Origin of the sequence: Sneathiella sp. P13V-1 (assembly GCF_015143595.1) — a bacterium.
GTDB lineage: Bacteria > Pseudomonadota > Alphaproteobacteria > Sneathiellales > Sneathiellaceae > Sneathiella.
Genome location: NZ_WYEU01000003.1, coordinates 307871 through 332592, shown reverse-complemented (window position 1 = coordinate 332592; position 24722 = coordinate 307871). Strand labels below are relative to the sequence as shown.

At 49.4% G+C, this 24722-nt stretch carries 25 protein-coding genes; 11 read left to right on the top strand and 14 right to left on the bottom strand.

What is annotated here, in order from left to right:
- Positions 1–50 precede the first annotated feature (50 nt).
- A complete protein-coding gene (locus GUA87_RS14745; RefSeq protein ID WP_193717361.1) occupies positions 51–875 on the bottom strand; it encodes a universal stress protein in 825 nt (274 codons plus the stop codon).
- Between the two features lie 195 nt (positions 876–1070).
- Between GUA87_RS14745 and GUA87_RS14740 the strand changes: the two genes are divergently transcribed.
- A complete protein-coding gene (locus tag GUA87_RS14740; RefSeq protein WP_193717360.1) occupies positions 1071–1631 on the top strand; it encodes a nitroreductase family protein in 561 nt (186 codons plus the stop codon).
- Between the two features lie 103 nt (positions 1632–1734).
- Positions 1735–2298, top strand: a complete 564-nt coding sequence (locus GUA87_RS14735) for an OmpH family outer membrane protein (protein WP_193717359.1) — start codon at positions 1735–1737, stop codon at positions 2296–2298.
- An 11-nt stretch (positions 2299–2309) separates the two neighbouring features.
- Here the strand turns inward: GUA87_RS14735 and GUA87_RS14730 are convergent, their stop codons facing one another.
- Genes GUA87_RS14730 through GUA87_RS14685 form a run of 10 tightly spaced genes read right to left on the bottom strand, consistent with a single transcriptional unit; the run spans position 2310 to position 14719 of the window.
- A complete protein-coding gene (locus GUA87_RS14730) occupies positions 2310–3275 on the bottom strand; it encodes an adenosine deaminase (protein ID WP_193717358.1) in 966 nt (321 codons plus the stop codon).
- Complete coding sequence (locus GUA87_RS14725) at positions 3276–4484, bottom strand: phosphopentomutase (protein ID WP_193717357.1); 1209 nt, start codon at positions 4482–4484, stop codon at positions 3276–3278.
- A complete protein-coding gene (gene deoA / locus GUA87_RS14720; RefSeq protein WP_193717356.1) occupies positions 4481–5818 on the bottom strand; it encodes a thymidine phosphorylase in 1338 nt (445 codons plus the stop codon). Before deoA ends, GUA87_RS14725 begins: the two co-directional genes overlap by 4 nt.
- Positions 5819–5827: 9 nt before the next feature.
- Positions 5828–8209, bottom strand: a complete 2382-nt coding sequence (locus GUA87_RS14715) for an aldehyde dehydrogenase family protein (RefSeq protein ID WP_193717355.1) — start codon at positions 8207–8209, stop codon at positions 5828–5830.
- A gap of 9 nt (positions 8210–8218) precedes the next feature.
- Complete coding sequence (deoC, locus tag GUA87_RS14710; RefSeq protein ID WP_193717354.1) at positions 8219–9208, bottom strand: deoxyribose-phosphate aldolase; 990 nt, start codon at positions 9206–9208, stop codon at positions 8219–8221.
- Entirely contained in the window at positions 9189–10058 is an 870-nt protein-coding gene (locus GUA87_RS14705; protein WP_193717353.1) for a purine-nucleoside phosphorylase, read from the bottom strand. Before GUA87_RS14705 ends, deoC begins: the two co-directional genes overlap by 20 nt.
- Positions 10059–10061: 3 nt before the next feature.
- Entirely contained in the window at positions 10062–11027 is a 966-nt protein-coding gene (locus GUA87_RS14700) for an ABC transporter permease (protein ID WP_193717512.1), read from the bottom strand.
- 9 nt (positions 11028–11036) lie between these two features.
- Positions 11037–12155, bottom strand: a complete 1119-nt coding sequence (locus tag GUA87_RS14695) for an ABC transporter permease (protein WP_193717352.1) — start codon at positions 12153–12155, stop codon at positions 11037–11039.
- The gene (locus tag GUA87_RS14690) at positions 12155–13717 is read right to left on the bottom strand and encodes an ABC transporter ATP-binding protein (RefSeq protein ID WP_193717351.1); all 1563 of its coding nucleotides are present in this window, start codon (positions 13715–13717) and stop codon (positions 12155–12157) included. Before GUA87_RS14690 ends, GUA87_RS14695 begins: the two co-directional genes overlap by 1 nt.
- A gap of 15 nt (positions 13718–13732) precedes the next feature.
- Complete coding sequence (locus tag GUA87_RS14685; protein ID WP_193717350.1) at positions 13733–14719, bottom strand: BMP family lipoprotein; 987 nt, start codon at positions 14717–14719, stop codon at positions 13733–13735.
- A 225-nt stretch (positions 14720–14944) separates the two neighbouring features.
- Here GUA87_RS14685 and GUA87_RS14680 point away from each other — a divergent pair, with 225 nt between their 5' ends.
- Together GUA87_RS14680 and GUA87_RS14675 are read left to right on the top strand one after the other, a co-directional pair.
- A complete protein-coding gene (locus GUA87_RS14680) occupies positions 14945–15136 on the top strand; it encodes a hypothetical protein (protein ID WP_193717349.1) in 192 nt (63 codons plus the stop codon).
- 21 nt (positions 15137–15157) lie between these two features.
- Complete coding sequence (locus GUA87_RS14675) at positions 15158–15748, top strand: hypothetical protein (protein ID WP_193717348.1); 591 nt, start codon at positions 15158–15160, stop codon at positions 15746–15748.
- On the opposite strand, the gene GUA87_RS14670 is transcribed toward GUA87_RS14675, so the two are convergent.
- Positions 15734–16843, bottom strand: coding sequence for a C45 family autoproteolytic acyltransferase/hydolase (locus GUA87_RS14670; RefSeq protein ID WP_193717347.1), 1110 nt, complete (start codon positions 16841–16843; stop codon positions 15734–15736). The two genes, GUA87_RS14675 and GUA87_RS14670, sit on opposite strands and share 15 nt — an antisense overlap.
- 140 nt (positions 16844–16983) lie before the next feature.
- Here GUA87_RS14670 and upp point away from each other — a divergent pair, with 140 nt between their 5' ends.
- On the top strand, positions 16984–17634 hold the full coding sequence (upp, locus tag GUA87_RS14665) for a uracil phosphoribosyltransferase (RefSeq protein ID WP_193717346.1): 651 nt from the start codon (positions 16984–16986) through the stop codon (positions 17632–17634).
- Between the two features lie 659 nt (positions 17635–18293).
- On the opposite strand, the gene hemF is transcribed toward upp, so the two are convergent.
- Complete coding sequence (hemF, locus tag GUA87_RS14660; protein ID WP_193717345.1) at positions 18294–19142, bottom strand: oxygen-dependent coproporphyrinogen oxidase; 849 nt, start codon at positions 19140–19142, stop codon at positions 18294–18296.
- 23 nt (positions 19143–19165) lie between these two features.
- Complete coding sequence (locus GUA87_RS14655; RefSeq protein ID WP_193717344.1) at positions 19166–19615, bottom strand: tRNA (cytidine(34)-2'-O)-methyltransferase; 450 nt, start codon at positions 19613–19615, stop codon at positions 19166–19168.
- A gap of 151 nt (positions 19616–19766) precedes the next feature.
- On the opposite strand from GUA87_RS14655, the gene petA reads away from it, so the two are divergent.
- The 6 genes from petA (at position 19767) to GUA87_RS14625 (ending at position 24720) form a co-directional block, all read left to right on the top strand.
- The gene (petA, locus tag GUA87_RS14650; protein ID WP_193717343.1) at positions 19767–20297 is read left to right on the top strand and encodes a ubiquinol-cytochrome c reductase iron-sulfur subunit; all 531 of its coding nucleotides are present in this window, start codon (positions 19767–19769) and stop codon (positions 20295–20297) included.
- A gap of 11 nt (positions 20298–20308) precedes the next feature.
- A complete protein-coding gene (locus GUA87_RS14645) occupies positions 20309–21547 on the top strand; it encodes a cytochrome b (RefSeq protein WP_193717342.1) in 1239 nt (412 codons plus the stop codon).
- Positions 21540–22307, top strand: a complete 768-nt coding sequence (locus GUA87_RS14640) for a cytochrome c1 (RefSeq protein WP_193717341.1) — start codon at positions 21540–21542, stop codon at positions 22305–22307. Before GUA87_RS14645 ends, GUA87_RS14640 begins: the two co-directional genes overlap by 8 nt.
- Positions 22308–22423: 116 nt before the next feature.
- Positions 22424–23299 (top strand): S-methyl-5'-thioadenosine phosphorylase, encoded by an 876-nt coding sequence (locus GUA87_RS14635; RefSeq protein ID WP_193717340.1) that lies wholly within the window; start codon positions 22424–22426, stop codon positions 23297–23299.
- Positions 23300–23311: 12 nt separating this feature from the next.
- Positions 23312–23842, top strand: a complete 531-nt coding sequence (locus tag GUA87_RS14630; RefSeq protein WP_193717511.1) for an adenine phosphoribosyltransferase — start codon at positions 23312–23314, stop codon at positions 23840–23842.
- A 14-nt stretch (positions 23843–23856) separates the two neighbouring features.
- Entirely contained in the window at positions 23857–24720 is an 864-nt protein-coding gene (locus GUA87_RS14625; RefSeq protein ID WP_193717339.1) for a VOC family protein, read from the top strand.
- Positions 24721–24722 lie beyond the last annotated feature (2 nt).

Here is a 24722-nt window from a genome sequence, read left to right as displayed (position 1 = left end):
GAGTGGAGAGTGTAAGATGCCCCCTTCGAAACAGGGACCGAAGCCCCGGTTTAGTGTTTAAACAGGATTGGTGCCGTCATATGCTCCAGAATTTCCTGTGTTGCGCCGCCTAGGATCATTTCGCGGATACGGCTGTGACCGTAAGCGCCCATGACCAGCATGTCAGCGTTATAATCCACGAGGGAGTCGAGCAATGCATTGCCGACACCCACGTCTTTAAAGTGAGTTGTTTTAACTGTCGCATTCACACCATGACGTTTCAGGTGAGCCTCAATAGCTTCATTTTCTTGAGATTGATCGCTGTCAGGGTTGATGCTGAGAAGTGTTACCGTATCTGCTTTTTGCAGGAATGGCATTGCTGCCTGAATAGCATTTGCAGCTTCGCGTGTTCCGTTCCAGCCAACCAAAATACGCTCACCAAAGTTATGATAGGTGCCCGCATAAGGAACTGCCAGAACAGCAGCTGGGCAGCTAACAACCAGTTCATCCGCTAGATATTGATACTGAGCAGATTTGTCATCATCAGGATCTACCTGACCAATAATCACCAGATCAGCAGCAATCGCATATTTGTTCAAGATGTCCAGCGCATAGCCTTCTTCTTTAAAGGTGCTGACAGAGACATCAACGCGTGCAGCAGCTTCTTTCAGCTTACCTGCCGCTGCTTCGGCATTTTCAGCTTCTTGTGCGCGTGTGCGTTCAATGAATTCTGGTGGGATGTAACCCATGAAAGAGGTTGGCGGTGTTGCAGGCGTCACGGTATAGATACCGGTCACATGCGCACCGTTCTGAGTTGCCAAACCAAGGGCCACCTCAATTCTTCCATCAAGTTTGTCGTCGTTAGTCAGATGTAAGATTATCGTTTTTATAGACATTTCATCGCCTCGCATTCGATTTATGGTCTGTGAAGAGAGTGTAGGACACAGATAACAATCATGAATTGATCTGACGCAATTGGACAATCCTTTTTTTTAATTCCTAATGTAAAGTTGGATGGTTGTGTCTTTTTGAAATAGGATTAAGTTACAGAAATAGGTGGAAAAATCAGAGAATTGGGAGAGGCAGCGTTAATGGATGCGATCGAAGCTTTATTGACCAGAAAATCAACAGCATTGCTGGAGGCGCCAGCGCCAGCTGGGGATGATCTTGAAAAGATATTAAAAGCGGCTTTGCGCGCACCAGACCATGCCTGTCTTCGTCCATGGCGGATAATTCTCTTTAAGGACGATGCACGGCACGAGTTGGGTCAGATATATGCAGAAGCCCTAAAGAAGAAGGATGTTGACGCGTCTGATGCTGCCCTTGAAAAAGAACTGAAGAAACCGCTACGAGCCCCTTTGGTGATTGCGGTTATCGCCAAGATCCAGGATCATCCTAAAATTCCGCAATCTGAACAGTTGCTATCTGCTGGAGCGGCGGCCCAAAATATTATGCTGGCGTCCCATGCTCTGGGATTCGGAGGCATTTGGCGAAGCGGTGACATTTGCTTTGATGAAACGGTAAAAACGCGTCTCGGTGCAACAGGTCTGGATGAAATTATTGGCTTTCTGTATCTGGGTACACCCAAAAGCCATCCACCCATTCCCGAATTTGAGATGTCTGACCATATACAGGAATGGAAAAGCGTCTGAATTTTGCCAAATTTAGGCGATTGTATAAGTTGCGGTATTGGGGGTGCTTTTGATATGTTCTTGGGCAACCTCAACAAATTAATTTTGAGAACTGGAGCCTTTCGTGCGCAAACTTGCTGGTAACCTCTTTTTGGTCGCTTCTCTTTCTGTTGGTATTCTGCTGAACGGCGGACTGTCTGGTCAGATGTCTTCTGCTTCTGCCCAACAGATCCCTGAAGCCAAAGTGGCAATTGTCAATGTTGCGGGGGTGATGGCCAAATCACGTGTCTGGAAAGAGGCAAAAGCAAAAATTGAAGGGCAGGTGGGTGCCGTTCGCTCACAAGTGGAAGCTGATCGCGCCGTTTTGAAAACTGAAGCGGATGAACTGAAGCGTCAGCAAGCTATTTTGGCGCCGGAAGTGTTTCAGCAGAAAGTGGCAGCGCTTCAGCAAAAGCAACGTAACCTTCAAATCGAACTTCAAAAAGCAAACCGCAAGCTCAACGAAGTGTTGGCAGAGCTACGGGGTAAGCTGAGCGAATTGATCATTAAAACTGCCGCCGTGGTCGCGCAGGAGCGAAAACTCAACATCGGCGTTGATCGCTCAAATGTTCTGTTCTTCGATGACGGTATGGATATCAGCGACGAAGTACTAAAACGTTTTGATGCTTCTGATGCGAAGATCGAATAGCCTGGGTTAGCCTAGATTTTCGCGAGCAATTTTTCTTTCAGGCTGTCTTCGCAGAAGGCGGCCTGAATGCTGTTGCGGGTAATGGTCCGCATCTCGTCATCACTGTAGCCAAATGCCTCTTGTGTGCGATCATATTCCTGACCAATGCTGGTGTGGAAAAATGGCGGATCATCAGAACTGATTGTCACAATACACCCAGCTTTCTTAAGGGCGTCAATGGGATGGTCTTTCACTGAAGGATACAAACCAGTTGAGACATTGCTTCCAGGACATACCTCCAGCACGATTTTCCTCTCTGCCAGTTCTCTTACCAGATCAGGATCTTCAATGGAACGGACACCATGCCCAATTCGGGTAACGGGCAAGTGGGTCAGCGTATCACGGATACTCTGAGGGCCGCCAAACTCTCCGGCATGGTTCGTTGTGGGAAGACCAGCTTCATGGATCAAATCAAACGCAGGCGCAAAATCCTTTGGGTGGAACTGGGCCTCATCTCCCCCCATTCCAAAACCAACAACATAAGGGTGAGGGGTGCTCACAACCTTCTTGGCAACCTCTAGAGCTTTCTCTGGTCCTAAATGGCGAACACAGGTCACAATGATCCGGCACTCAATCCCAAATTCTTCGCGGGCTGCATCAATCCCATCTGCGATCCCCATCAGATGATCTTCGTAGGAGATGCCAACGGAGGCCGCATGATCTGGGGAGGAGAAGGTTTCCACATATATGGTCCCTTCCGCCGCTGCACGTTTTAGATAATCGTAGGTGACAGTCTTGTAGTCATCCCGGCTTCGTATCGCTGCTGCTGCTTTATCATAACATTTCAGGAATTCCCAAAAGTCTGACCAACGATACTCACCATCCGATGCAAAAGTTGTGGGGTCCAGCTCCGCCCCGTTTCTTTCTGCCATCTGCTTTACAAGAAGAGGGGTCGCAGTGCCCTCAAGGTGAACATGCAGTTCCGCTTTTTTGATCATTTAATTTTCCAGAAATGAACTGCCAGCATTCAGGGCAGGGATGTTTAAGTAATCAGCGATAGTTTGACCAATGTCAGCAAACGTCTCTCGGGTGCCAAGCGCGCGGGGCTGCAAGGAAGAGGAGTATCCGATAACTGGCACAACCTCTCTTGTATGATCTGTGCCTTCCCATGTGGGATCGCAGCCATGATCAGCGGTAAGGATCAACAGATCGTCATCATTCATAGCGTTCATGATTTCCGGAAGGCGTTTGTCGAACTCTTCCAAGGCATTCGCATAGCCCGCAACATCCCTCCGGTGTCCATAGGATTGATCGAAATCTACCAGATTGGTGAAGATGAGTCCGCCGTCCGGACAGTCATCCATAGCGGAGAGTGTCGCATCGACAAGCGCCATATTACCATCGGCTTTCACGACTTTACCCGTGCCGCTATGAGCGAAAATATCCCCGATCTTTCCAACTGAAATAACGGATCGATTTTCTTTTTCGAGAATATCCAGCAGCGTGGGCGCATGAGGTGGTACGGCTAGGTCCCGCCGGTTTGCCGTGCGGGCATAGTCCCCATTAGACCCTAAGAACGGACGGGCAATCACGCGCCCGATGTTTAAGTCATCTACGGCTACACGGGCGGCTTCACAAAGGGCATATAGACGGTCTAGCCCAAAAACCTCTTCATGGGCAGCGATTTGCAGGACGCTATCTGCAGAGGTGTAGAAAATGGGTTTTCCGCTTGCCACGTGCTCATCGCCAAGGCGGGCGATGATTTCGGTTCCTGACGCATGACAATTTCCCAAAATGCCCGGTAGGTCACATTCTTCGATAAGGTGACTAATCAGCTCTTCCGGGAAGCAGGGAACTGTCGTTGGAAAATACCCCCAATCAAACTGAACAGGAAGACCCGCCATTTCCCAATGACCAGATGGAGTATCTTTCCCTCGGCTCAGTTCTTTTGCTACTCCATACAAACCGATCAGATCATCAGAGGCGCTCTGCGTTTGATGATAGTTCTGATGGGCGGCCACAAGCCCTAGTTTTTCCATGTTCGGAATTTGCAAAGGACCGTTTCGATTGTCGTTATTTGCCCGTCCATCATGTGCGGCCTTAATAATATGACCAAATGTGTCCGCGCCTTGATCGCCGAACTGATCCGCATCAGGGGTCGCCCCTAATCCAAAGCTGTCGAGAACCATTAGGATTGCGCGGCTCATAAATCTTCCTTTGTAATTTTGCGGCCTATGGCGGATGTTGGTGCTGGTGCTTCTTCGGCAATGGTGATGGCGCCCAAGATACGTTTTTCTGCCTGATCCGCTTGTGCTTCGTTGCGGGCAAAGATGGTTGCCACCGGGTTGCGGGGGCCAAGTTTTGCGCCAATTCCCTGAATATTGGACAGACCAACACCATAATCAATACTGTCGCTTGCCTTATGGCGACCACCGCCAAGATCCATCACGGCAACACCCATCGCGCGGGTATCCATCTTTGCGATATAGCCGCGACGCGGCGCAATAACATCCCGACTGATCGGGGCAAGGGGAAGGTGTTTGTCCGGATTTGTCATCAAGTCGGTTGGTCCGCCCAATGCGGCAATCATCTGGGCAAAACGTTCAGCGGCGCTGCCACTGTTAAGCGCCCCATGTACGGCCATTGGTGCCGTTGTTTCGTCCGCAATTCCTGCGATGACCAGCATCTCTGAACATAGGACTGAGACAACTTCCAAAAGGCGTTTGTCAACATTCTTGCCCATAAGGAAATCAATGGTCTCCCGCACTTCAATCGCATTACCTGCCGTATGCCCCAGAACCTGGTTCATATCGGTGAGGATGGCTGTTGTCGGCATGCCTGCACCATTGGCAACAGTGACGATGCTTTTTGCCAGTGCTTCAGCATCTTCGTATTTTTCCTTGAAAGCACCAGATCCAAATTTCACATCCATCACAAGCGCGTCAAGACCCGCCGCCAGTTTCTTGGACAGAATTGATGCGGTGATCAGAGCGATACTTTCAACGGTCGCAGTGACATCTCGTGTGGCATAAAAACGCCGATCCGCAGTGGCTAAATCTGATGTCTGGCCAATAATGGCGCAGCCCACATTTTTCACGACCTTCTTCAAAAGATCAGGATCAGGCGCAGTGTTGTAACCTGGCACACTATCCAGTTTATCCAGTGTGCCGCCGGTATGACCAAGACCACGGCCGGAGATCATGGGAACGGCCCCGCCGCAAGCCGCAACAATGGCGGCCAACATCAGGCTGACCTTATCGCCAACACCGCCTGTAGAGTGTTTGTCCACGACAGGGCGACCAAGGTCGGCGTTGGACCAATCCATTACATCGCCAGAATTGACCATAGCACGGGTCAGCCATACACGTTCCTCCATGGACATATCCTGAAAGAAGACAGCCATGGCGAAGGCGGCGATTTGCCCTTCAGAAATTGAATTGTCTGTTATCCCACGCACAATAAACTGGATCTCCGCTTCACTCAGCGGTAGGCCATCACGTTTTTTACGGATGATTTCCTGCGGGAAAAATTCTGCACTCATTTATGGGTCCTATTCACCGTAAGGGATCCAGATGTTTTTAATTTGAACAGCATGGCGAAGGAACTCTTCCCCTTCGGCCTGCCGGGCATCAAACCAGTCACGGCGACGACCGTGATTACACCATGTGCGTTTCATGTTTCCGGCGGATGAGGCTTCGACCAGTTGGCTGCCACCTTCAGGGCCGAAATACCAAACGGATTTCACATTGTCATGATCCGCCAGCGTTTTCGCCAACTCATCCCGCTTACCCGTAACAATGTTAAAGCAACCCGCTGGAACATCAGAAGTTTCCAGAATCTGATAAAAGTCAGTGGCAATTAACGGTGCGGCTTCGGATGGCACAAGGACGATGCGATTGCCCATGGCGAGGGCCGGACCTGCCAGAGAAATCATTGCAAGGAGCGGATTTTCATCAGGGCAGAGAATGCCAATAGTACCAATGGTTTCTTTCATGGCGAGCGTCACGCCACGCATTGGCGGAGTGTGTACACGGCTTTCATATTTGTCGGCCCAAGCGGCGTAAGTGAAGAGCCGCTGAATTGAGGCTTCCACTTCTTTCTTCGCATTGGCGATGGTGGCACCGGTTGTTTCCACAATGCGCGCGACAAACTCGTCTTTCCGGATATCCAGATTTTCACCCAGATAGAAAAGAACCTGTGCACGATTATGGGCTGATGCTTTTGACCAGCCAGCGTTTTTGGCGGCAGCCTCAACCGCATTTCTAATGTCTTTGCGGTTACCGAAACCAACTTCGCCGATCAGATCGCCTTTGTTATTGCGAACAGGCAGGGAATAGCCGCTGTCAGGACGCGCCTGTTTTCCGCCTATATAGAGTTTCGGTGTCCGATCAACGGATTTGGTCGGGGCGTTTGCCGATTGACCACTTGCCGTAACTTCTTTTGCGGGTTTGTAAAGTGGAAGGCCAGCTTCAAAGCGAGGACGGAGTACTTCATACATGCCTTCAATACCGCCTTCACGGCCATAACCACTTTCGCGGTTGCCACCAAAGCCGCAAGCTGCATCAAATTGATTGGTGCTGTTAATCCACGCGACACCACAATCCAGTTTTGGCGCGATATCCAGTGCGAGATTGATGTTCTCGCTCCAGATAGAGGCGGCAAGTCCGTATCGGGTGTTATTGGCAATCTTCACCGCTTCGTCAGGTGTGCGGAAAGAAAGCGTCACCACAACAGGACCAAAAATCTCTTCCTGTGCAATTGTGCAGGCGGGCTCCACCTCGGTAAACAAGGTGGGTGGGAAGAAGCTACCGTCCTGTGGCATCTCGATATCAGGTTGCCACATTTCCGCCCCTTCTGCACAGCCTGTCTTGACCAGTTTCTCAATGCGATCCTTTTGAACAGGGGCAACGATGGCCCCCATATCGATGCACTTATCAAGGGGATCACCAAGACGTAGTTTTTCCATGCGGTTTTTCAGGCGCTGGATAAATTTATCGTAGATGCCTTCCTGCAAGAGCAGACGTGATCCTGCGCAGCAAACCTGGCCCTGATTAAACCAGATGGCGTCCACAACACCTTCAATGGCGCTGTCGATATCTGCATCTTCAAAAACGATGAACGGCGACTTGCCACCAAGTTCAAGGGTCAGGTGTTTTCCGCTACCAGCCGTTTTTTCACGGATCTGACGACCAACGCCCGTTGAGCCGGTGAAGGCAATTTTGTCGATATCGCCGTGATTGACGATCATGTCGCCTACCGTACCATCACCCGTGACAATGTTGATCACCCCATCCGGCAATCCTGCATTTTTACAGATTTCCGCAAAACAAAGGGCGGTGAGAGACGTGTGTTCAGCAGGCTTTAGAACCACAGTATTACCAGCGGCAATGGCCGGGGCAATTTTCCAGGCCAACATCAAAAGCGGGAAGTTCCATGGGATGATCTGGCCGATCACACCCATGGCTTCATAATCTGCGAACGTTGTTTCCTGCAGTTGTGCCCAACCAGCATGATGATAGAAATGGCGGGCGACAAGCGGGATATCAATGTCGCGGGTTTCGCGAACGGATTTACCGTTATCAAGACTTTCCAGAACAGCCAACAGGCGTGAATGGCGCTGGATTGCACGGGCAAGGGCATACATATGTCTTGCACGTGCAGGACCTCCCAGTTTTTCCCATTTCTTCTGCGCTTTTCGAGCAGCATTTACGGCGTCGTTGACGTCATCGGATGTTGCCATGCTCAAATTTGCAAGGTCACTGTTGTCAGCGGGATTAAAGGCTTTGAAGCTGTTATTTGAAGGTGCTGTCCAGCTTCCATTAATGAACAGGCCAAACTGGCTGTTGTGACGGGCAAGCCAGGCTCGGGCCTCGCTATCGCTTTCAGGGGCGGCGCCATATTCCATTGTATCAAAGATCTCTGCGATGCTCATAATATGTCCTTAAGCCATAGGATGGCGGAAATCGGCGGAATAACGGCCGGTTACATGATGTTCAAGCTGGCGTTCAATATCGCCAAGAAGACTGGAAGCCCCGATGCGGAATAGATCAGGCTGCAACCAATCGTGACCCAATTCTTCTTTCATCAGAATCTGATAGCCCAGAATATCTTTCGCGGCACTGATGCCGCCTGCAGGTTTGTATCCGATCTGGAAACCAGTCATTTCTTCATACGCACGAATGGCGCGGATCATCACAAGGCTTACTGGCAAGGTGGCATTGACACTTTCCTTGCCTGTGGATGTTTTAATGAAATCTGCACCTGCCATCATGGCAATCATGCTGGCTTTGGCGACGTTACGAAGTGTAACAAGTTCACCAGTTCCTAAAATGGCTTTAAGATGTGCATCTCCGCAGGCTTCGCGAAAGGCTTTGATTTCATCATAAAGCGCTTTCCAGTTGCCTGTAAGCACATGGCCGCGGGTAATTACGATGTCGATTTCAGACGCCCCTGCTGCGACAGATTCACGAATTTCTTCAAGCCGCGTTTTCATGGGGCTCAATCCCGCAGGGAAGCCGGTGGATACGGCGGCCACAGGGATACCGGATCCCTCCAGTGCTGTGACCGCTGTATCGACCATAGTGTGATAGACGCAAACGGCTCCCGTAGTCAGGCCTCTATCACCCATACCCATGGCATCCAGCAAATCCTGACGAACAGGTTGTCTTGCTTTTGCACACAGGCGTTTAACCCGGCGTGGTGTGTCATCACCGCTGAGTGTCGTCAAGTCGATGCAGGAGATGGCTTTTAGTAGCCACGCTGCTTGATGTTCTTTTTTGACAGTCCGACGTCCGCCCAAGGAGGAAGTCCGGCGTTCAACCGCACTTAAATTAACCTGAATGCCGTCGATAGCTTCCGCATCAAAAGGAAGACCTGGGTTACGGTCAATGACGTGAGATGTCGGGGATAGCTTACTGAGTGTCGCCATCATTTTCTTCTTTCATATGTGCCTTCAGCAATTCCCGCTTTAGGGTGCCGAGGAAAATAATCACAAGATTTTCAAGGTCCTCTGCCGCCAGTTTCGCGCATTCCAGCGTTTGTTCGTGGCTGAGGGTTTCTTTGTTCATGCCTGCGGCCAGATTGGTAATGTTGGATATGGCTGCAACACGGAGCCCCATATGACGGGCAACCAGAACTTCTGGTGTTGTGGACATTCCAACCGCATCTGCACCTAATGTTTTAAAGGCTCTGATCTCTGCCGGTGTTTCAAAGTTAGGGCCAAGATAGTGAAGGTAAACCCCTTCATGGAGTTTGATGTCCAACTCTTTGGCAACGGCTTTCAGATGTTCCCGCAAAATAGGATCATACGCATCTTCCATGGAGAAAAAGCGGGGACCAAATCGATCGTCATTCTCACCAACTAACGGGTTGCGGCCAGTAAGATTGATATGATCATTTAGAAGCATCAAAGATCCAGGGCCCATATCTTCATGGAAACTTCCGGCAGCATTGGTCACCAGAAGGATGTCTATGCCAAGAAGTTTCAAGACACGAACTGGAACCGCCAGATCTTGCGGATCGACACCTTCGTAAAGGTGAATACGGCCCTGCATACAAACCACAGGCATGCCGCCAAGTCGCCCAAGGATCAGGCGGCCGGCATGACCTTCCACAGTGGACTGGGGAAAATCCGGGATGTCTTTAAAGTCGATGCTGGCAACCGCCTCGATTTTATCAGCGAGGCCACCAAGGCCGGATCCCAGAATGATACCAACTCTGGGTGCGAAACCTTCCGCCTTTGATTTTACAAAATCGGCGGCAACATGGGGATCAAGAGACATAGTCTATCTTTCCTTGATATAGGGTTGTCCGATGGCTTTTGGCGGAATGGCTTTGCCGACAAAGCCTGCCAATAGCAGAACTGTCAGGACATATGGAAGTGCCTGAATGAATTGAACCGGGATCACGCCAACGATTGGCAGATCCACCCCTTGCAAGCGTGCTTGCAAGGCATCCGTGAAGGCAAATAAAAGACAGGCAAATAATGTGGGAACCGGTTTCCACTTACCAAAGATAAGGGCGGCAAGGGCAAGATACCCTTTACCCGCTGTCATATCGCGAATAAAGGCTGCACCGTGAGCAGTGGAAAGATAGGACCCACCGATACCACAGAGAAGACCCGTGACCATCAATGCCTGATAACGAAGTTTGTTCACCACGATACCAGCGGTATCTACTGCATGTGGGTTTTCACCTACCGCACGCACCCGAAGGCCAAAACGTGTGCGGTAAAGGACATATGCACAAATAGGAACAGAGGCTGCGGCCACATAAACCAGAATGTTATGACCGGAAATCAGCTCAGCGTAGGTGTAACCTATTACTGGAATATCCCGAACCGCTTCTGCAAATGGCAGGGTGATGGAATGGAAACGATCGTCACCGGTAAGCGCCGGTGTTTGTCCACCACGCTGGAACCACGCAAAAGCTAGGGTGGGCGTCAGGCCAGCCACCATAATGTTAATGGCCATGCCGGAGACAACCTGATTACCTTTATGGGTTACGCAAGCGTAGGCATGAAGCATGGAAAGGGCCATGGAGGTCACAATACCCGCCATCAGTCCAAGCCAGACGGATCCGGTGGTGTAGGCAGTTGCCGCGGCTGCAAAAGCAGCGCCCAGCATTTTACCCTCAAGGCCGATATCCACAATGCCAGAGCGTTCGGAAAACATTCCCGCCATCGCGGCCAGAACCAATGGGGTGGCTACACGGAAAGTAGCGTCCATCAATAGAATGAAGATCTCAAAAATTTCCATGATTTACGCCTCCACCGCGGCAGAGCCGGCACGTTTCTTGAAGAAATTCTCAATGGTAGGTCGGAACATATGCTCAAGGGCGCCTGAGAACAGAATAATCAGACCTTGGATCACAATTACCATCTCGCGGTTGATAGATTTCATTTCAAACGCAAGCTCTGACCCACCTTGATAAAGTGCACCAAAAAGAAGCGCAGCCAGGAAGATGCCCACAGGGTGATTGCGGCCCATCAAGGCAACGGCGATACCCACAAAACCAAAGCCGCCTGTAAATTCAAGGATCAATCGATGATGCACACCAAGGATTTCGTTCACGCCAACAAAACCGGCAAGAGCTCCAGAAATAATCATGGCGAGAATGATGTTCCGGGCTGGAGAAATTCCGGCATATTTGGCGGCGGTTTCATTTTCTCCCACCACCCGAACTTCATATCCCCAGCGAGTATGCCATAGGAAGTAATAGAAGGCGGCGCTTAATACCAAGGCAAAGAGAAAGGAAACGTTCAAGGGAGTTTCTGGCATCGGAAGGAAGTCATGGAAAAACGGCAACCAGGTGCTTTCCACAAACTCCCGGCTTTCAGGAGATTGTCCACCCGGTGCGATTAAAACCTCAACCAGTAGATAGGTCATGATGGACGCCGCGATGAAGTTGAACATGATCGTGGTGATCACAATATGACTTCCGCGTTTTGCCTGAAGATACGCAGGCACAGCAGCCCAGAACCCGCCAAAAATGGCCGCGGCCATAATTGCGATTGGAATAACTGCCCAGAAAGGAAGGGCATCAAAGTATAGCGCCACCAATCCAACACCAAGACCACCAATCATCGCCTGACCTTCTGCGCCGATATTAAAAAGACCACAGTGGAAAGCGATGGCAACGGCAAGGCCGGTGAAAATAAAGTTGGTGGTGTAATAGAGCGTGTAGCCAATAGCATCCGCATAACCAAACGCACCATAAACCAGAACTTCCAGTGCGGTGATTGGATTGTCTCCGACAATAAGGATGACGATGCCTGACAGAATAAAAGCAGCGGTTAGATTAACCAGCGGAATAAGTGCCAGATTAACCCAAGCAGGTACTTTGGCAGGCGAGCCGAATTTCGAAGAATTTTCTGACATTAAACCGCTGCCTCTTCTTTTTGCTCCGGCGTTTGATCATCACGGACACCCGCCATCATCAGACCTAGTTTTGTCTCGGTTGCTTCACGCGCGTCAATCTCACCGACGATGGCACCGTCAAACATGACCGCAATCCGATCAGCAAGTGACATCACCTCATCAATTTCTACAGAAACAACCAGGATGGCTTTCCCCTCATCACGCATTTTGATGAGTTGTTTGTGGATAAATTCAATGGCGCCGATATCAACGCCGCGGGTTGGCTGACCCACCAGAAGAACATCGGGGTCCTGTTCCATTTCCCGGGCGAGCACTAGTTTCTGCTGATTACCGCCAGAGAAGCCTGATGCTTTTAGATGCGGGTTGGTTGGGCGAACATCAAATTTCTCGATGTGATCTTCGCAATGTTGAACCATTGCTTTACGATCCAGTGTGGTGCCGTTGTTGTAGTCATCACTGTCATGGTAGCCAAGAATGGTGTTTTCGTTTGCCGTGAAAGACAGGACAAGGCCGGATCTATGACGATCTTCAGGGACATGCCCAAGGCCGATTTTACGAAGATCCCGCGCGTTATATTTACTCTGATTGGTGATATCTTCACCTTTGTAGATCACAGCACCTTGTTCAGGGCGCAAAGTCCCGCCAAGAATTTCCAAAAGCTCCGACTGGCCGTTACCGGATACGCCCGCAATCCCCAGAATTTCACCCGCTTTAATTTCCAAGTTGATGTCTTTAAGGCGAGCAATACCATCTCGATCCAGATACCGCACATTGTCCAGTTTCATGACAGTTTCGCCTGGAACAGCAGGGCTCTTCTCCACCCGAAGCAGGACGGAACGTCCAACCATCAATTCGGCGAGTTGTTCACGATTCGTGTCTTTGGTCGCCACGTGAGCCACCATTTCGCCGCGGCGCATAACAGATACGTTATCTGTAATGGCCATGATTTCCCGTAGTTTGTGGGTAATCAGAATAACGGTTTTGCCCTGTTCACGCAGAGTATTTAAAATCCGGAAAAGATGATCTGCTTCTTGCGGTGTCAGAACCCCTGTAGGTTCATCCAGAATAAGAATTTCCGCCCCGCGATAGAGCGCTTTTAGAATTTCAACGCGTTGACGCAGTCCAACGGGCAGGTCGCCAACAACGGCGTCCACATCAACCTCTAGACTATATTCTTTTTCTAGGCGTGAGAGTTCTTTTCTAGCGTGATCCAGACCTTCCTTCAAAAGAGGGCTACCTTCAACGCCAAGAATGATATTTTCCAAAACGGTAAAAGTATCCACCAACATGAAATGCTGATGCACCATTCCGATACCTGCGGCAATGGATGCTTGCGGGTTATCAATGTCGCACTTGGACCCGTTTACATAAATCTCGCCTTCATCGGCTTGATAAAAGCCGTAAACGATGCTCATCAGGGTGGATTTTCCGGCGCCGTTTTCGCCGATAATGCCGTGGATGGTTCCGCGGTCCACGCTCAAGGAAATGTCCTTGTTGGCGTGGACCGGTCCAAACCACTTATTCACGCGGCGCAGTTCAAGCGCCGGGCTAGAAGTCGTCATGAGTTCAAATCTTACTTATTTGGACATGTAGTCAGTAACTTTGATGTTGCCAGCGATGATGTCAGCACGTGCTTTTTCAAGCTTTGCCAGCATATCTGCGCTCAGGAGATCTTTGTTATACTGGTCAACAGCATAACCAACGCCTTCTTCTTTCAGGCCAAGAACCTTGATACCAGCTTTCCATGTACCGTTTTTCGCAGACATAAACGCTTCTTTAACAGCAACGTCAACACGTTTTGTCATGGATGTCAGCATGGTGCCTGGGTGCAGGTAGTTCTGGTTGCTGTCAACACCGATCGCAAATTTGCCATTGTCTTTCGCAGCCTGATAAACACCAGTGCCAGTACCACCAGCAGCAGCAAACACAACGTCTGCACCACGGTCAAACTGACTTTTTGCAAGCTCGCCACCTTTTGTTGGATCATTCCATGCAGCCGGCGTAGTTCCGGTCATGTTCTGGAACACTTCAACGTTGGAGTTCGCGTATTTCGCGCCTTCTTCGTAACCCAGAGCGAATTTACGGATCAGAGGAATGTCCATACCACCGATGAAGCCAACTTTGCCTGTTTTACTTGTCATGGCAGCCGCCATACCAACGAGGAAAGAACCTTCATGTTCTTTAAAGACGATGGACTGCACATTTGGCAGATCAACGACCATGTCAATGATGGTGAATTTTGTATCTGGATTTGCTTTGGCAGCTTTTTCAACAGCTGACGCCTGTGCAAAACCCATGGCAACGATAATGGACGCTTCTTTGCGTGCCATACGTTTCATTGCCTGTTCGCGCTGAGAAACCTGAGTGACCTCAAATTCCATGTAATCAACGCCGGATTCTTTTTTGAACTCTTCAGCGCCGTTATAGGCTGCTTCATTGAAGGATTTGTCAAACTTGCCACCCATGTCAAACACGATGGCTGGTTTGAAGTCCTCAGCTTTGGCGATACCTGTTGCTGCAAGCAATGCAGCTGCGGCCGCTACCAGCTTAAACCGTTTAATCATTATCTAGTCTCCCTGTTCGCAATTCGAATTCTGTCATGCTTCTCATTGGAAAAAATGAACTAACACCAAGTTTGACCATTTGGTCAAGTCTTTGCGTATCACTTCTAACTATAAAATGCGATTTCTGAAATACATAGCGAATTGAATAAAAAAATATTCCACAAATGGCTGGATTTGTGCAAGTTTGGGACGAAATCGAACCGGTAATCGAAAATGGTAAAGTAAATGACTGATAGCGACAGCAGAATCATCAAGGTCCGCGATCTTGCGGAAAAGAAAATCAACGGTACTCAAGGGTACGGGAATTCAAAGAAACTGCGGAAATTGGGGTATGAAGCCTATCTGCTGGAGCTGGAAGGGAAACTTGCCAGCAAGATGGCCCGTGCTGCAAATGACCCTCGTAAGAAAAATTCCTAACACACCTATAAAATATATTTAATGGCTAAGTTTTCTCTCACTTCCACCTTCTTGTTAATGATCGCCGTTATAATGATGGCAGGTGTTGGTTTTTCTGACGCTCAGGCTGAAGATCGGACTGTGCTGATCGTTGGTGAGGGAGAGGGGCATTCGCCAATTGGAGATTCTCTATACAGAGACGTGGTTTCGAGAATCTCCGAGCAAGTTGAAAAAGCCGGATTTAGTGCGATTCAGGCAACAGAACGACTGAGTGTTTCTGATAAAGATGAGGATGAGGCACTCCTACGGCGTGCCCGTGAAGGAGGCCTGGAAGGCCAAGAAGGCCGGAAAGTTACTTATGTGGCAGTCCTCAGCTTGTTCGCAGATATGAGCCTTTTGAATGTTGGGACCCGCATACGCCTTGCGATCAAGGGGCGCTTGCTGGAGGCAGAAGATGGCACCTTACTTGCGAAGTTTGATTTGAAACTGCCAGAAAATTATACCGCACCGCCTGAATGTGACAGGCGATGCGTCATCAGATTGCTTCAGCGTAATACTAATTCGATTGCTGAAGGACTGGGCCGCATTCTGGCGGAACGCTTAAGTGAACGGAAATCTTCACCCGCGCAGTGAATATTTCACAAACTCGTTTTGATCTGGTGGACCATCGGTCAGCTCAATGGTCAATTCGTCCAAATCCATAATCAAGCCAGTGACGGTAACAGTCTTCGCTGCATTAGGATCTTCAGGGTTGGGATAACGGCAAATCGCCTTTGGATCCCCAAACCGATCTTTCAGACACCCTTTCAGATGCTCAATGTCCCATTTCTGACTGTTTTGACGAATGAGACGGTCAAGGCGCGGCGTGCGATATAAGCTGCAAGGGGCGATACGTTCATATTCAGTTTCGATACCATCCCTGTTGATAAAGTGATTCCCATGCGTGATCAGGCCATTTTCAGGATAAAGGGTGTGGGCGACGTTAGGGGAGCTTTCGATATCCAGAATCTCCCCACCTTTTTGACCGATAAGCCAATTGGTGGAGCAAACTCTGTCCGTTCCAAAAATGACTTTTAAGGCGTCGAAATAGGTCTTGCTTCGCATAATGTCCCGCACCCGCATGTGAAAGGGGCGATGATGCAGCTCCTTGCCATCGGCCTTTGACGACAAGCCATTTACACACAGGCCGATACCATGTTCGTTAAAACCTATCATCCCAGACACGATACCCGCCTGGGTGAGAAGAATATGATCAGGGTGCTCGTCAGAGCGTTGGCGAAGAAGACAGAGGTTGCCGAGCAAGCCGTTTAGCCAATCCCAGTTTTGTCCAAGTAAAGTATGCCCGTTGGCCGAATATTCCGGCAGGATGCCAAAGGCCGTACAACCGTCTGGTTCATGCATGGGCATATCATTAGCGGCGGCAGCTTCCTGCGTGTATAGGCTGTAGGAGATTTCGTAGCGGGCATTTAAAAGCGCAATGTCCTTAATGTCCGTGTTAGATCCATCAGCGATCCCCTGCATTTCTTCAAAATACTCAGCGTCGTGGGATTGTAGTCGATCGGCCCATGCGGTAGCTTCTTCATCAATCCGCTCTTGGCTGGCGCCACCCATCATGAAGCGATCACGATAGGTTTTGATATTGGATTGGACATTTTTCGCCAGTTCTTGTCCGTGTTTCTGTCCGCGCTGGTAGGCCGTGCCTTCAAGATCCAATAATTGAATAGTCATTTTCCCCCGTCTCCTTTTTCTGTTTACCGTAAAACAATATGGGGGGAGGGAGCCAGAAAATTATTGTGGGAAAAGAGACCTTGCCGCCTTCTTTAGGGGACTATATTCTGCAAGCAAATGAAACTGACAGGTATTTATTGATGGCTTTTGATCCACGATTCCCAAATCTTCACATTCTCGACCACCCGCTGATTGTTCACAAACTGAGCCATATGCGGATGAAAGACACGTCCACGAAAACATTCCGCCAATTGTTGAAAGAGATCGCCCTGTTGATGGGATATGAGATTACTCGTAATCTTAAAATGACCGATGAGCAGATTGAAACTCCAATTTGTTCAACAACTCAGCCCGTTCTTGCCAACAAAAAAGCAGCTATTGTCCCCATTTTGCGGGCAGGCCTTGGTATGGCTGATGGTTTGTTAGAATTGATGCCAGCCGCGCGTGTTGGTCATATCGGCATGTATCGGGATCCGGAAACAAAACGCCCTGTCGAATATTTGCGTAAACTCCCGACTGCTGCAGATCGCCTCTACATTCTTGTTGATCCAATGCTGGCGACCGGCTACACGGCAGAAGCGGGTGTCGATGTTTTGCTCGATCATGGTGTGAAGAAAGAAAATATCAGCTTTATGGCACTGGTTGCGGCACCAGAAGGCGTGCAAGTTATGCTGGATGCCCACCCTGAGATCAAAGTTTATGTAGCCGGACTTGATGAAAAGCTGAATAAGAAGGCTTACATCGTTCCAGGTCTTGGCGATGCAGGCGATCGTCTTTACGGAACACTCTAATTTTCTGAACATATCTATCCAAAGAAAAAGCCCCTATCCGTTAGGATTAGGGGCTTTAATTTCTGGCCATCGGGAGACAGTGATGACCAAGAATTGTGTTGGCTAACTATTGCGGGCAGCTACATTGTTGGCAGGCCTTCAACGTCATTCCACCCATCTGCGGCTTGGCAACCAGCTTGCAAAAGACTTGCAACGCGACGGAAAAATAATTGTATCTGAACCTGATCATTTGTTTGTCCTCCAATGCTGAACTGCACTGCTGAAACTTACATTACTCGATCAATCAGCTGTCGACTGTGCCGGGCATCACGAAATGCAGGTCGTACCTTGTGTCCGTCATCACCATTTTTGAATTTTAGGAAAAAGAAAGGCCCCGATTGGGGCGGGGCCTTTACAGGAGGTGGTTCCCTCAAGCAGATCTGCCAATCCACTGAGTTAGAGGGACAGAGACTATATCATTGTGGTCCAGATGGCCCTTCAGCGATGCAGCACTCATATGCACCGCTTGAGAGAGGGGGAGGCGAAGAGGCCTCCAGACCTGATATGCTCTGGCGTTGAACTAACAACGCATCTTCATTTAGGAGGCCAAGGGACAGAACCCAAGGTCAATTTGTGTGAGGGTCGTCACATAATGTATCTTAGGAGCGTTCAAATGTAGATTAGGGCCATTTAACCTCTGGCGGCATGGACATCAGAATGGCTTCTGTGTTGCCACCGGTTTTGAGGCCAAATGTCGTGCCGCGGTCATGAAGCAGGTTAAACTCTACATATCGGCCACGTTTGATCAGTTGATGGTCGCGCTGTTCTGCCGTCCAGCTTTTATTCATGTGGCGGCGAACGATTTCAGGATATACATCGCGAAACGCGCGTCCTACATCCTGAGTAAAGGCGAAGTTGGCGTCCCAATCCCCTTCCAGCTTGTCGTAAAAGATCCCTCCCACACCGCGTGGTTCGTTTCTGTGTGGTAGGAAGAAATACTCATCGCACCATTTCTTATATTCTGGGTAATAGGCGGGGTTATGTTTGTCGCAGGCTTCTTTCAGGGTGTTGTGGAAAGTGGCCGTATCCTGATCATCCACATACATCGGAGTAAGATCAGCCCCTCCGCCGAACCAAGATTTGCCAGTGACGATATGGCGGGTATTCATGTGAACTGCTGGAACCAGAGGAGAGCGCATGTGGGCAACAAGAGAAATGCCGCTTGCCCAGAAGGAACCCGATTGTTCAGTTCCGGGGATGTTTTTACGGAACTCTTCTGAAAACTCTCCATGAACGGTGGAGATGTTCACGCCAACTTTTTCAAAGACCCGGCCTCGCATAACGGACATTTGGCCACCGCCGCCCCCAGGCCGGTCCCACTCTGAAACTTCAAACCGGCCTGGCGGAAGTTCAGAATGCGTACCGACAAGCTCGTCTTCCAGTTTTTCAAAAGCATCCCGAATTTCATCCCGCAATTGCCGAAACCAGTTTGCTGCAGTCTCTTTTTGCTTTTCGATCATCTCTGACATTTATCTAACCCGCTGACGCTTGTTTACTTGAAGCCATCTGTTTGCCGCAACGCCTCTCCCAGAACCATGGAGGCGGAAAGGGCAACGTTGATGGATCTCGCTCCTTGTTGCATGGGAATCAACACGCGTCCATCCACAATTTCGTGCACGTCTTCAGGAACGCCGGCGCTTTCACGTCCTAGCAACAGGATATCGTTATTACTAAAAGCGAAATCTGTATAGGGCTTGGATGCACGTGTGGTCAGGAGGACTTTTCGCTGTCCTTTGGTTGATTCTACAAAATCTTCCCAGCTGTTATGCCTGTGAACTTCGGCGATATCTTTATAATCCATGACAGATCGGCGTAAATCTTTCGTTCCGAACGGAAAGCCGCATGGCTCAATAATATGTACGGGCGCCCCCATACAGGCACCAAGACGTATAATTGTCCCGACATTTGGGGCGATATCCGGCTGGTATAAAGCGATTTCCATCCTTGGTTTGCCTATTTATTAAGGTGTGACATTTATAGAGCTAATCTGCGACTGTTTGTCATATTTTCCATGTTGGGGCTAGACATTCTGGAAATATGGTGACAAAAAGCGGTCGCTAGAGATTTATTTTGCAAAATTCCGGGGAAGTTTAATGACTACTACCACCCCTGTAGAGGAAGACGGCGTCGTACGTCGTGATTTTCTATATATTGCTGCCGGTGGCGTAGGGGCAGTGGGAACAGCGATGGCAATTTGGCCGTTTATCGACCAGATGAATCCATCTGCAGATGTTCTTGCTCTTTCTACGACTGAAGTTAATCTGTCTGCTATTGAAGCAGGGTCAGAAATTACCGCCGTGTGGCAGGGTAAGCCTGTTTTCATACGTCATAGAACGGCTGAAGAAATTAAAGCCGCACAGGACGTTGACGTGGCCACATTGCCTGATCCTCAGGCTGACGAAGATCGTGTTCAGAATCCAGAATGGCTTGTCATGCTGGGCATCTGTACTCACCTTGGCTGTGTGCCGCTTAAAGAAGCAGGTGACTTCGATGGTTGGTTCTGTCCATGCCATGGCTCTCACTACGATACATCAGGTCGTATTCGTAAAGGTCCTGCGCCTCTCAACCTTGAGGTGCCACCATATGCCTTTATCGACGACGGCAACGTTGTAAAAATCGGCTAAGGGGATCCAATATGTCATTTGAACCAAAAAATCCGGTTATTAAATGGGTGGATCACCGCCTGCCGATTTTCGGCATGCTGCATCACGCTCTTTATGAATATCCAACACCAAAGAACCTAAGCTACTGGTGGACATTCGGCTCCCTGGCAGGCTTTATGCTGGTTGTACAGATCGTCACTGGTATCGTGCTTTCCATGCACTACACAGCGCATGTTGATATGGCGTTTAACTCTGTTGAACATATCATGCGTGACGTGAACTATGGCTGGCTGCTGCGTTACATGCACGCAAACGGCGCGTCCATGTTCTTTATCGTTGTGTATCTTCACATTTTCCGCGGGTTGTACTACGGCTCCTACAAGGCGCCTCGTGAACTGTTGTGGTGGTTAGGTCTTGTGATCTTCCTGCTGATGATGGCAACAGCCTTTATGGGTTACGTTCTTCCTTGGGGCCAAATGAGCTTCTGGGGTGCGACAGTTATTACCAACCTGTTCGGCGCATTGCCGGTTGTTGGTGATCCGATTGTAACATGGCTCTGGGGTGGTTTCTCTGTCGATAACCCAACATTGAACCGTTTCTTCAGCCTGCACTATCTGCTGCCGTTCGTAATCGCTGGTGTGGTTATCCTGCACATCTGGGCGCTTCATACCCACGGTTCAAACAACCCAACAGGTATCGAAATCAAAGACAAACAGGACAGCATTCCGTTCCATCCTTATTACACAATCAAGGATCTGTTCGGACTGGGGATCTTCCTGATCTTCTTCTGTGCCTTCCTGTTCTACGCACCAAACTATTTGGGTCACCCGGACAACTACATTCCGGCTAACCCACTGGTAACACCTGCACACATCGTTCCTGAGTGGTACTTCCTGCCATTCTACGCGATCCTGCGTGCTGTTCCTGATAAACTTGGTGGCGTTCTTCTGATGTTTGGTGCGATCGCTGTTCTGTTCGCGCTGCCTTGGCTGGACAAAAGTCGTGTTAAATCTGCGCGCTTCCGTCCGATTTACAAGCAGCTGTTCTGGATCTTCGTGATTGACTGTATCGTTCTGACATATGTTGGTGGTAAACCAGCGGAAGAGCCATACATCCTGATCGGACGTATCGCGACTGTCTACTATTTCGTACATATCCTGTTCTTGCTGCCACTGGTTGGTCTGTTTGAAAAACACAAACCGCTTCCGGCAAGCATTTCAGAAGCTGTATTGGATAAGAAACCTTCTGCTGAGGGAGCAAGCAATGCTTAAATTGATTAAATCACTTAGCGCCGCTGCTCTTCTGTCAGTCATGACGTTCACCGGCGCACAAGCCGCCGGTGCCGCCATCGATTACAAATCAGTCGATTGGAAGCACACAGGTATCTTTGGAACTTATGATCGTGAAGCTGCACAGCGTGGCCTTCAGGTTTACCGCGAAGTTTGTGCCGGTTGTCATGGTCTGAATCAAGTTGCTTTCCGCACGTTGCAGGACCTTGGCTTCTCTGAAGCAGAAGTGAAAGCGATTGCGGCAGAGTATGAATTTGTTGATGGTCCGGATGATGAAGGTGAGATGTTCACGCGTCCGGGAAAAACATTCGACAAATTCCCAGATCCATTTGCAAACGAGAAAGCGGCTCGTGCATCAAATGGTGGCGCATATCCACCAGACCTGTCTCTGATGGTGAAAGCGCGTCCAGGATTTGAGAACTACATGTACTCTCTAATGACTGGTTACACAGATGCACCTGCTGACTTTGAAGTTCCAGAAGGCATGAACTACAACGCGTACTTCGCCGGCCATAATATTGCGATGCCAGCCCCTCTTGCGGAAGATGGTGTTGAATATTCAGACGGAACCAAAGCAACGATTGATCAGCAAGCTAAAGACGTAACGGTTTTCCTTGCGTGGGCTGCTGAGCCTAAGCTGGAAGAGCGTAAGAATATGGGTCTGAAAGTGATCCTGTTCCTGATCGTTCTCAGCGCGCTGTTCTATGCTGCAAAACGTAAAGTTTGGGCTGACGTTCACTAAGAATTTTGCTGGAAGGGAACTTCCACAGATTGAAAAACCCCGCTACTGAGCGGGGTTTTTTTGTGGCTCCGCCGTGCTGAAACAGGTTATTATCAAGCTCAATAAGGAGGCTTGCGGTGACTAAAAAACCAGTAATCGGCGTCATTGGTGGAAGTGGCGTTTATGATCTTGATAATCTGCAAAATACCCGATGGGAACAAGTAACTTCTCCATTTGGGGAACCGTCCGATGAGTTACTGTTTGGCGAACTGGATGGTGTGCAGATGGTTTTCCTGCCACGCCACGGCCGCGGTCATCGCTTATCGCCATCTGAGATCAACTACCGCGCCAACATTGATGCAATGAAGCGGGCAGGGGTGACCGAGATCATCTCAGTAAGTGCTTGCGGGTCTTTTGAAGAAAAACTGGCACCCGGTACTTTTGTTATTGTTGATCAATTTATTGATCGCACTTTTGCGCGGGATAAAAGTTTCTTTACCTCTGGAATGGTCGCTCATGTCAGCATGGCGGATCCGGTCTGCCGTCGTCTTGGGGATGTCATAGAACAGTCTGCCAAGCGACAAGGTATCGATGTGATACGCGGGGGAACATATCTTGCGATGGAAGGCCCGCAGTTTTCTTCCAGAGCGGAATCAGAACTTTATCGTAACTGGGGCTGTCAGGTTATTGGTATGACCAATATGCCGGAAGCGAAATTGGCCCGTGAAGCCGAAATATGTTACGCCACCGTTGCGATGGTCACGGATTATGACTGTTGGCATCCTGATCATGACAACGTGGATGTGGCCGCGGTAATTGCCGTTCTCACGGGTAATGCAGACAAAGCAAGGGGGTTGGTATCTGATGTAGCCCCCGAACTCGCTAATCGAAAAGATGCCTGCGAATGCGGATGCCATAACGCTTTGGATAACGCCCTTATTACCGCACCAGAAGCGCGGGATCCTGAATTGCTGGCGAAGCTGGACGCTGTTGCTGGACGCCTATTGAATTAAGACGAGGAATAAATCGTGGATATCAAAAAGTACATTCGTACCCTGCCTAACTACCCAAAAGAAGGGGTGATGTTCCGGGATATTACGACCCTTTGGCAGGACGCCGCAGGGTTGCGCACAGCCATTGATCAACTGGTGTGGCCCTACGCCGGAGTGCGGATCGATAAAGTGGCGGGCATCGAGGCGCGTGGTTTTGTTCTTGGCGGTGCCATTGCCCACCAGTTAAGTGTCGGTTTTGTGCCTGTTCGCAAAAAGGGCAAGCTACCTGCGGATACGATTGGTGAAGAATATGAGCTCGAATACGGCACAGACACCGTGGAGATTCATACAGATGCCATAAAACAGGGCGAAAATATTCTGATTGTAGATGATTTGATCGCAACTGGAGGTACCGCCGAAGCCGCGATCAAGTTGATCCGCAGAAGCGGCGGTACTGTTATCGGGGCTGCCTTTGTGATTGATCTGCCGGATATTGGTGGACGCAAACGGATCGAACAAATGGGCGTAAATGTCAGAACACTCTGTGAATATGAGGGTGACTAAGAAGGAAAATAACAATGCCCCACAATATTGTTGGATTGGATCACACACTTGTTGGTGTTGAGGATCTAGAAAAAGCACGTGAAACATATGAGAAACTTGGATTTACGCTGACACCGCGTGGGTCACATATTGGCTGGGGAACAGCCAACTACTGCATCATGTTTCCTGACGACTATATCGAATTGTTGGGCATTGTAGACCCAACCAAAGAGACAAATGGGCTTGATAAAAAACTGGAAGAGCGTGGACCCGGTATGTTGGGGATCGCCCTTTCCACAGATGCCCCAGAAGCGACCGTCACATCACTGGATGAAGCTGGCCTTGGACCTGCGAGATTACATGATCTGAAGCGTAAGCTGGAGCTTGCGGAAGGGGATGTGATCCCTGAGTTCAAATTGATCCGCTACCCTTACCAAGGGATGCCGCTTGGTGGGTTGTTTATTTGCCATCATTTGACACCTGAACTCATCCGCACACCAGAATGGCAATTGCATGCTAATGGTGCTCAATACGTTCAGTCTGTTGTCGTGCTTGTTGATGATCCCGATGCCTACCTGGCGCATTATACGGCACTTTGTGGGGCGATTAATGTTACCAGAACCGATCAGACGATGACGGTGCGAATTGGGAAGCTCAATCTTATTTTTGTGACTGAAAGCGATATGGATTTGTTGTTCCCCGGTTTGTTCATTAGCGCGGATATGCCAGAGTTTCCTCACATTTTGTCCATGTCCATCGCGGTATCCGATAGGGCTAAGACAAAAACTTATTTGGAAGGTGCAGGTATTCAGGTTCAGGATGTCCCAAATGGAGCGGTGAGGGTTCAGCCATCTGACGCATCCGGTGTTGTTCTGGAATTTGTACAGGCGCAAAAATAAAG

Coding starts and splice junctions, on each gene's coding strand:
- GUA87_RS14675 (WP_193717348.1), top strand. CDS start 15,158: ATGGCTAAGTTTTCTCTCACTTCCACCTTCTTGTTAATGATCGCCGTT.
- GUA87_RS14685 (WP_193717350.1), bottom strand. CDS start 14,719: ATGATTAAACGGTTTAAGCTGGTAGCGGCCGCAGCTGCATTGCTTGCA.
- GUA87_RS14740 (WP_193717360.1), top strand. CDS start 1,071: ATGGATGCGATCGAAGCTTTATTGACCAGAAAATCAACAGCATTGCTG.
- GUA87_RS14695 (WP_193717352.1), bottom strand. CDS start 12,155: ATGTCAGAAAATTCTTCGAAATTCGGCTCGCCTGCCAAAGTACCTGCT.
- petA (WP_193717343.1), top strand. CDS start 19,767: ATGACTACTACCACCCCTGTAGAGGAAGACGGCGTCGTACGTCGTGAT.
- GUA87_RS14715 (WP_193717355.1), bottom strand. CDS start 8,209: ATGAGCATCGCAGAGATCTTTGATACAATGGAATATGGCGCCGCCCCT.
- GUA87_RS14680 (WP_193717349.1), top strand. CDS start 14,945: ATGACTGATAGCGACAGCAGAATCATCAAGGTCCGCGATCTTGCGGAA.
- GUA87_RS14725 (WP_193717357.1), bottom strand. CDS start 4,484: ATGAGCCGCGCAATCCTAATGGTTCTCGACAGCTTTGGATTAGGGGCG.
- GUA87_RS14645 (WP_193717342.1), top strand. CDS start 20,309: ATGTCATTTGAACCAAAAAATCCGGTTATTAAATGGGTGGATCACCGC.
- GUA87_RS14705 (WP_193717353.1), bottom strand. CDS start 10,058: ATGTCTCTTGATCCCCATGTTGCCGCCGATTTTGTAAAATCAAAGGCG.
- hemF (WP_193717345.1), bottom strand. CDS start 19,142: ATGTCAGAGATGATCGAAAAGCAAAAAGAGACTGCAGCAAACTGGTTT.
- GUA87_RS14625 (WP_193717339.1), top strand. CDS start 23,857: ATGCCCCACAATATTGTTGGATTGGATCACACACTTGTTGGTGTTGAG.
- upp (WP_193717346.1), top strand. CDS start 16,984: ATGGCTTTTGATCCACGATTCCCAAATCTTCACATTCTCGACCACCCG.
- GUA87_RS14730 (WP_193717358.1), bottom strand. CDS start 3,275: ATGATCAAAAAAGCGGAACTGCATGTTCACCTTGAGGGCACTGCGACC.
- GUA87_RS14670 (WP_193717347.1), bottom strand. CDS start 16,843: ATGACTATTCAATTATTGGATCTTGAAGGCACGGCCTACCAGCGCGGA.
- GUA87_RS14745 (WP_193717361.1), bottom strand. CDS start 875: ATGTCTATAAAAACGATAATCTTACATCTGACTAACGACGACAAACTT.
- GUA87_RS14690 (WP_193717351.1), bottom strand. CDS start 13,717: ATGACGACTTCTAGCCCGGCGCTTGAACTGCGCCGCGTGAATAAGTGG.
- deoC (WP_193717354.1), bottom strand. CDS start 9,208: ATGATGGCGACACTCAGTAAGCTATCCCCGACATCTCACGTCATTGAC.
- GUA87_RS14655 (WP_193717344.1), bottom strand. CDS start 19,615: ATGGAAATCGCTTTATACCAGCCGGATATCGCCCCAAATGTCGGGACA.
- GUA87_RS14640 (WP_193717341.1), top strand. CDS start 21,540: ATGCTTAAATTGATTAAATCACTTAGCGCCGCTGCTCTTCTGTCAGTC.
- deoA (WP_193717356.1), bottom strand. CDS start 5,818: ATGAGTGCAGAATTTTTCCCGCAGGAAATCATCCGTAAAAAACGTGAT.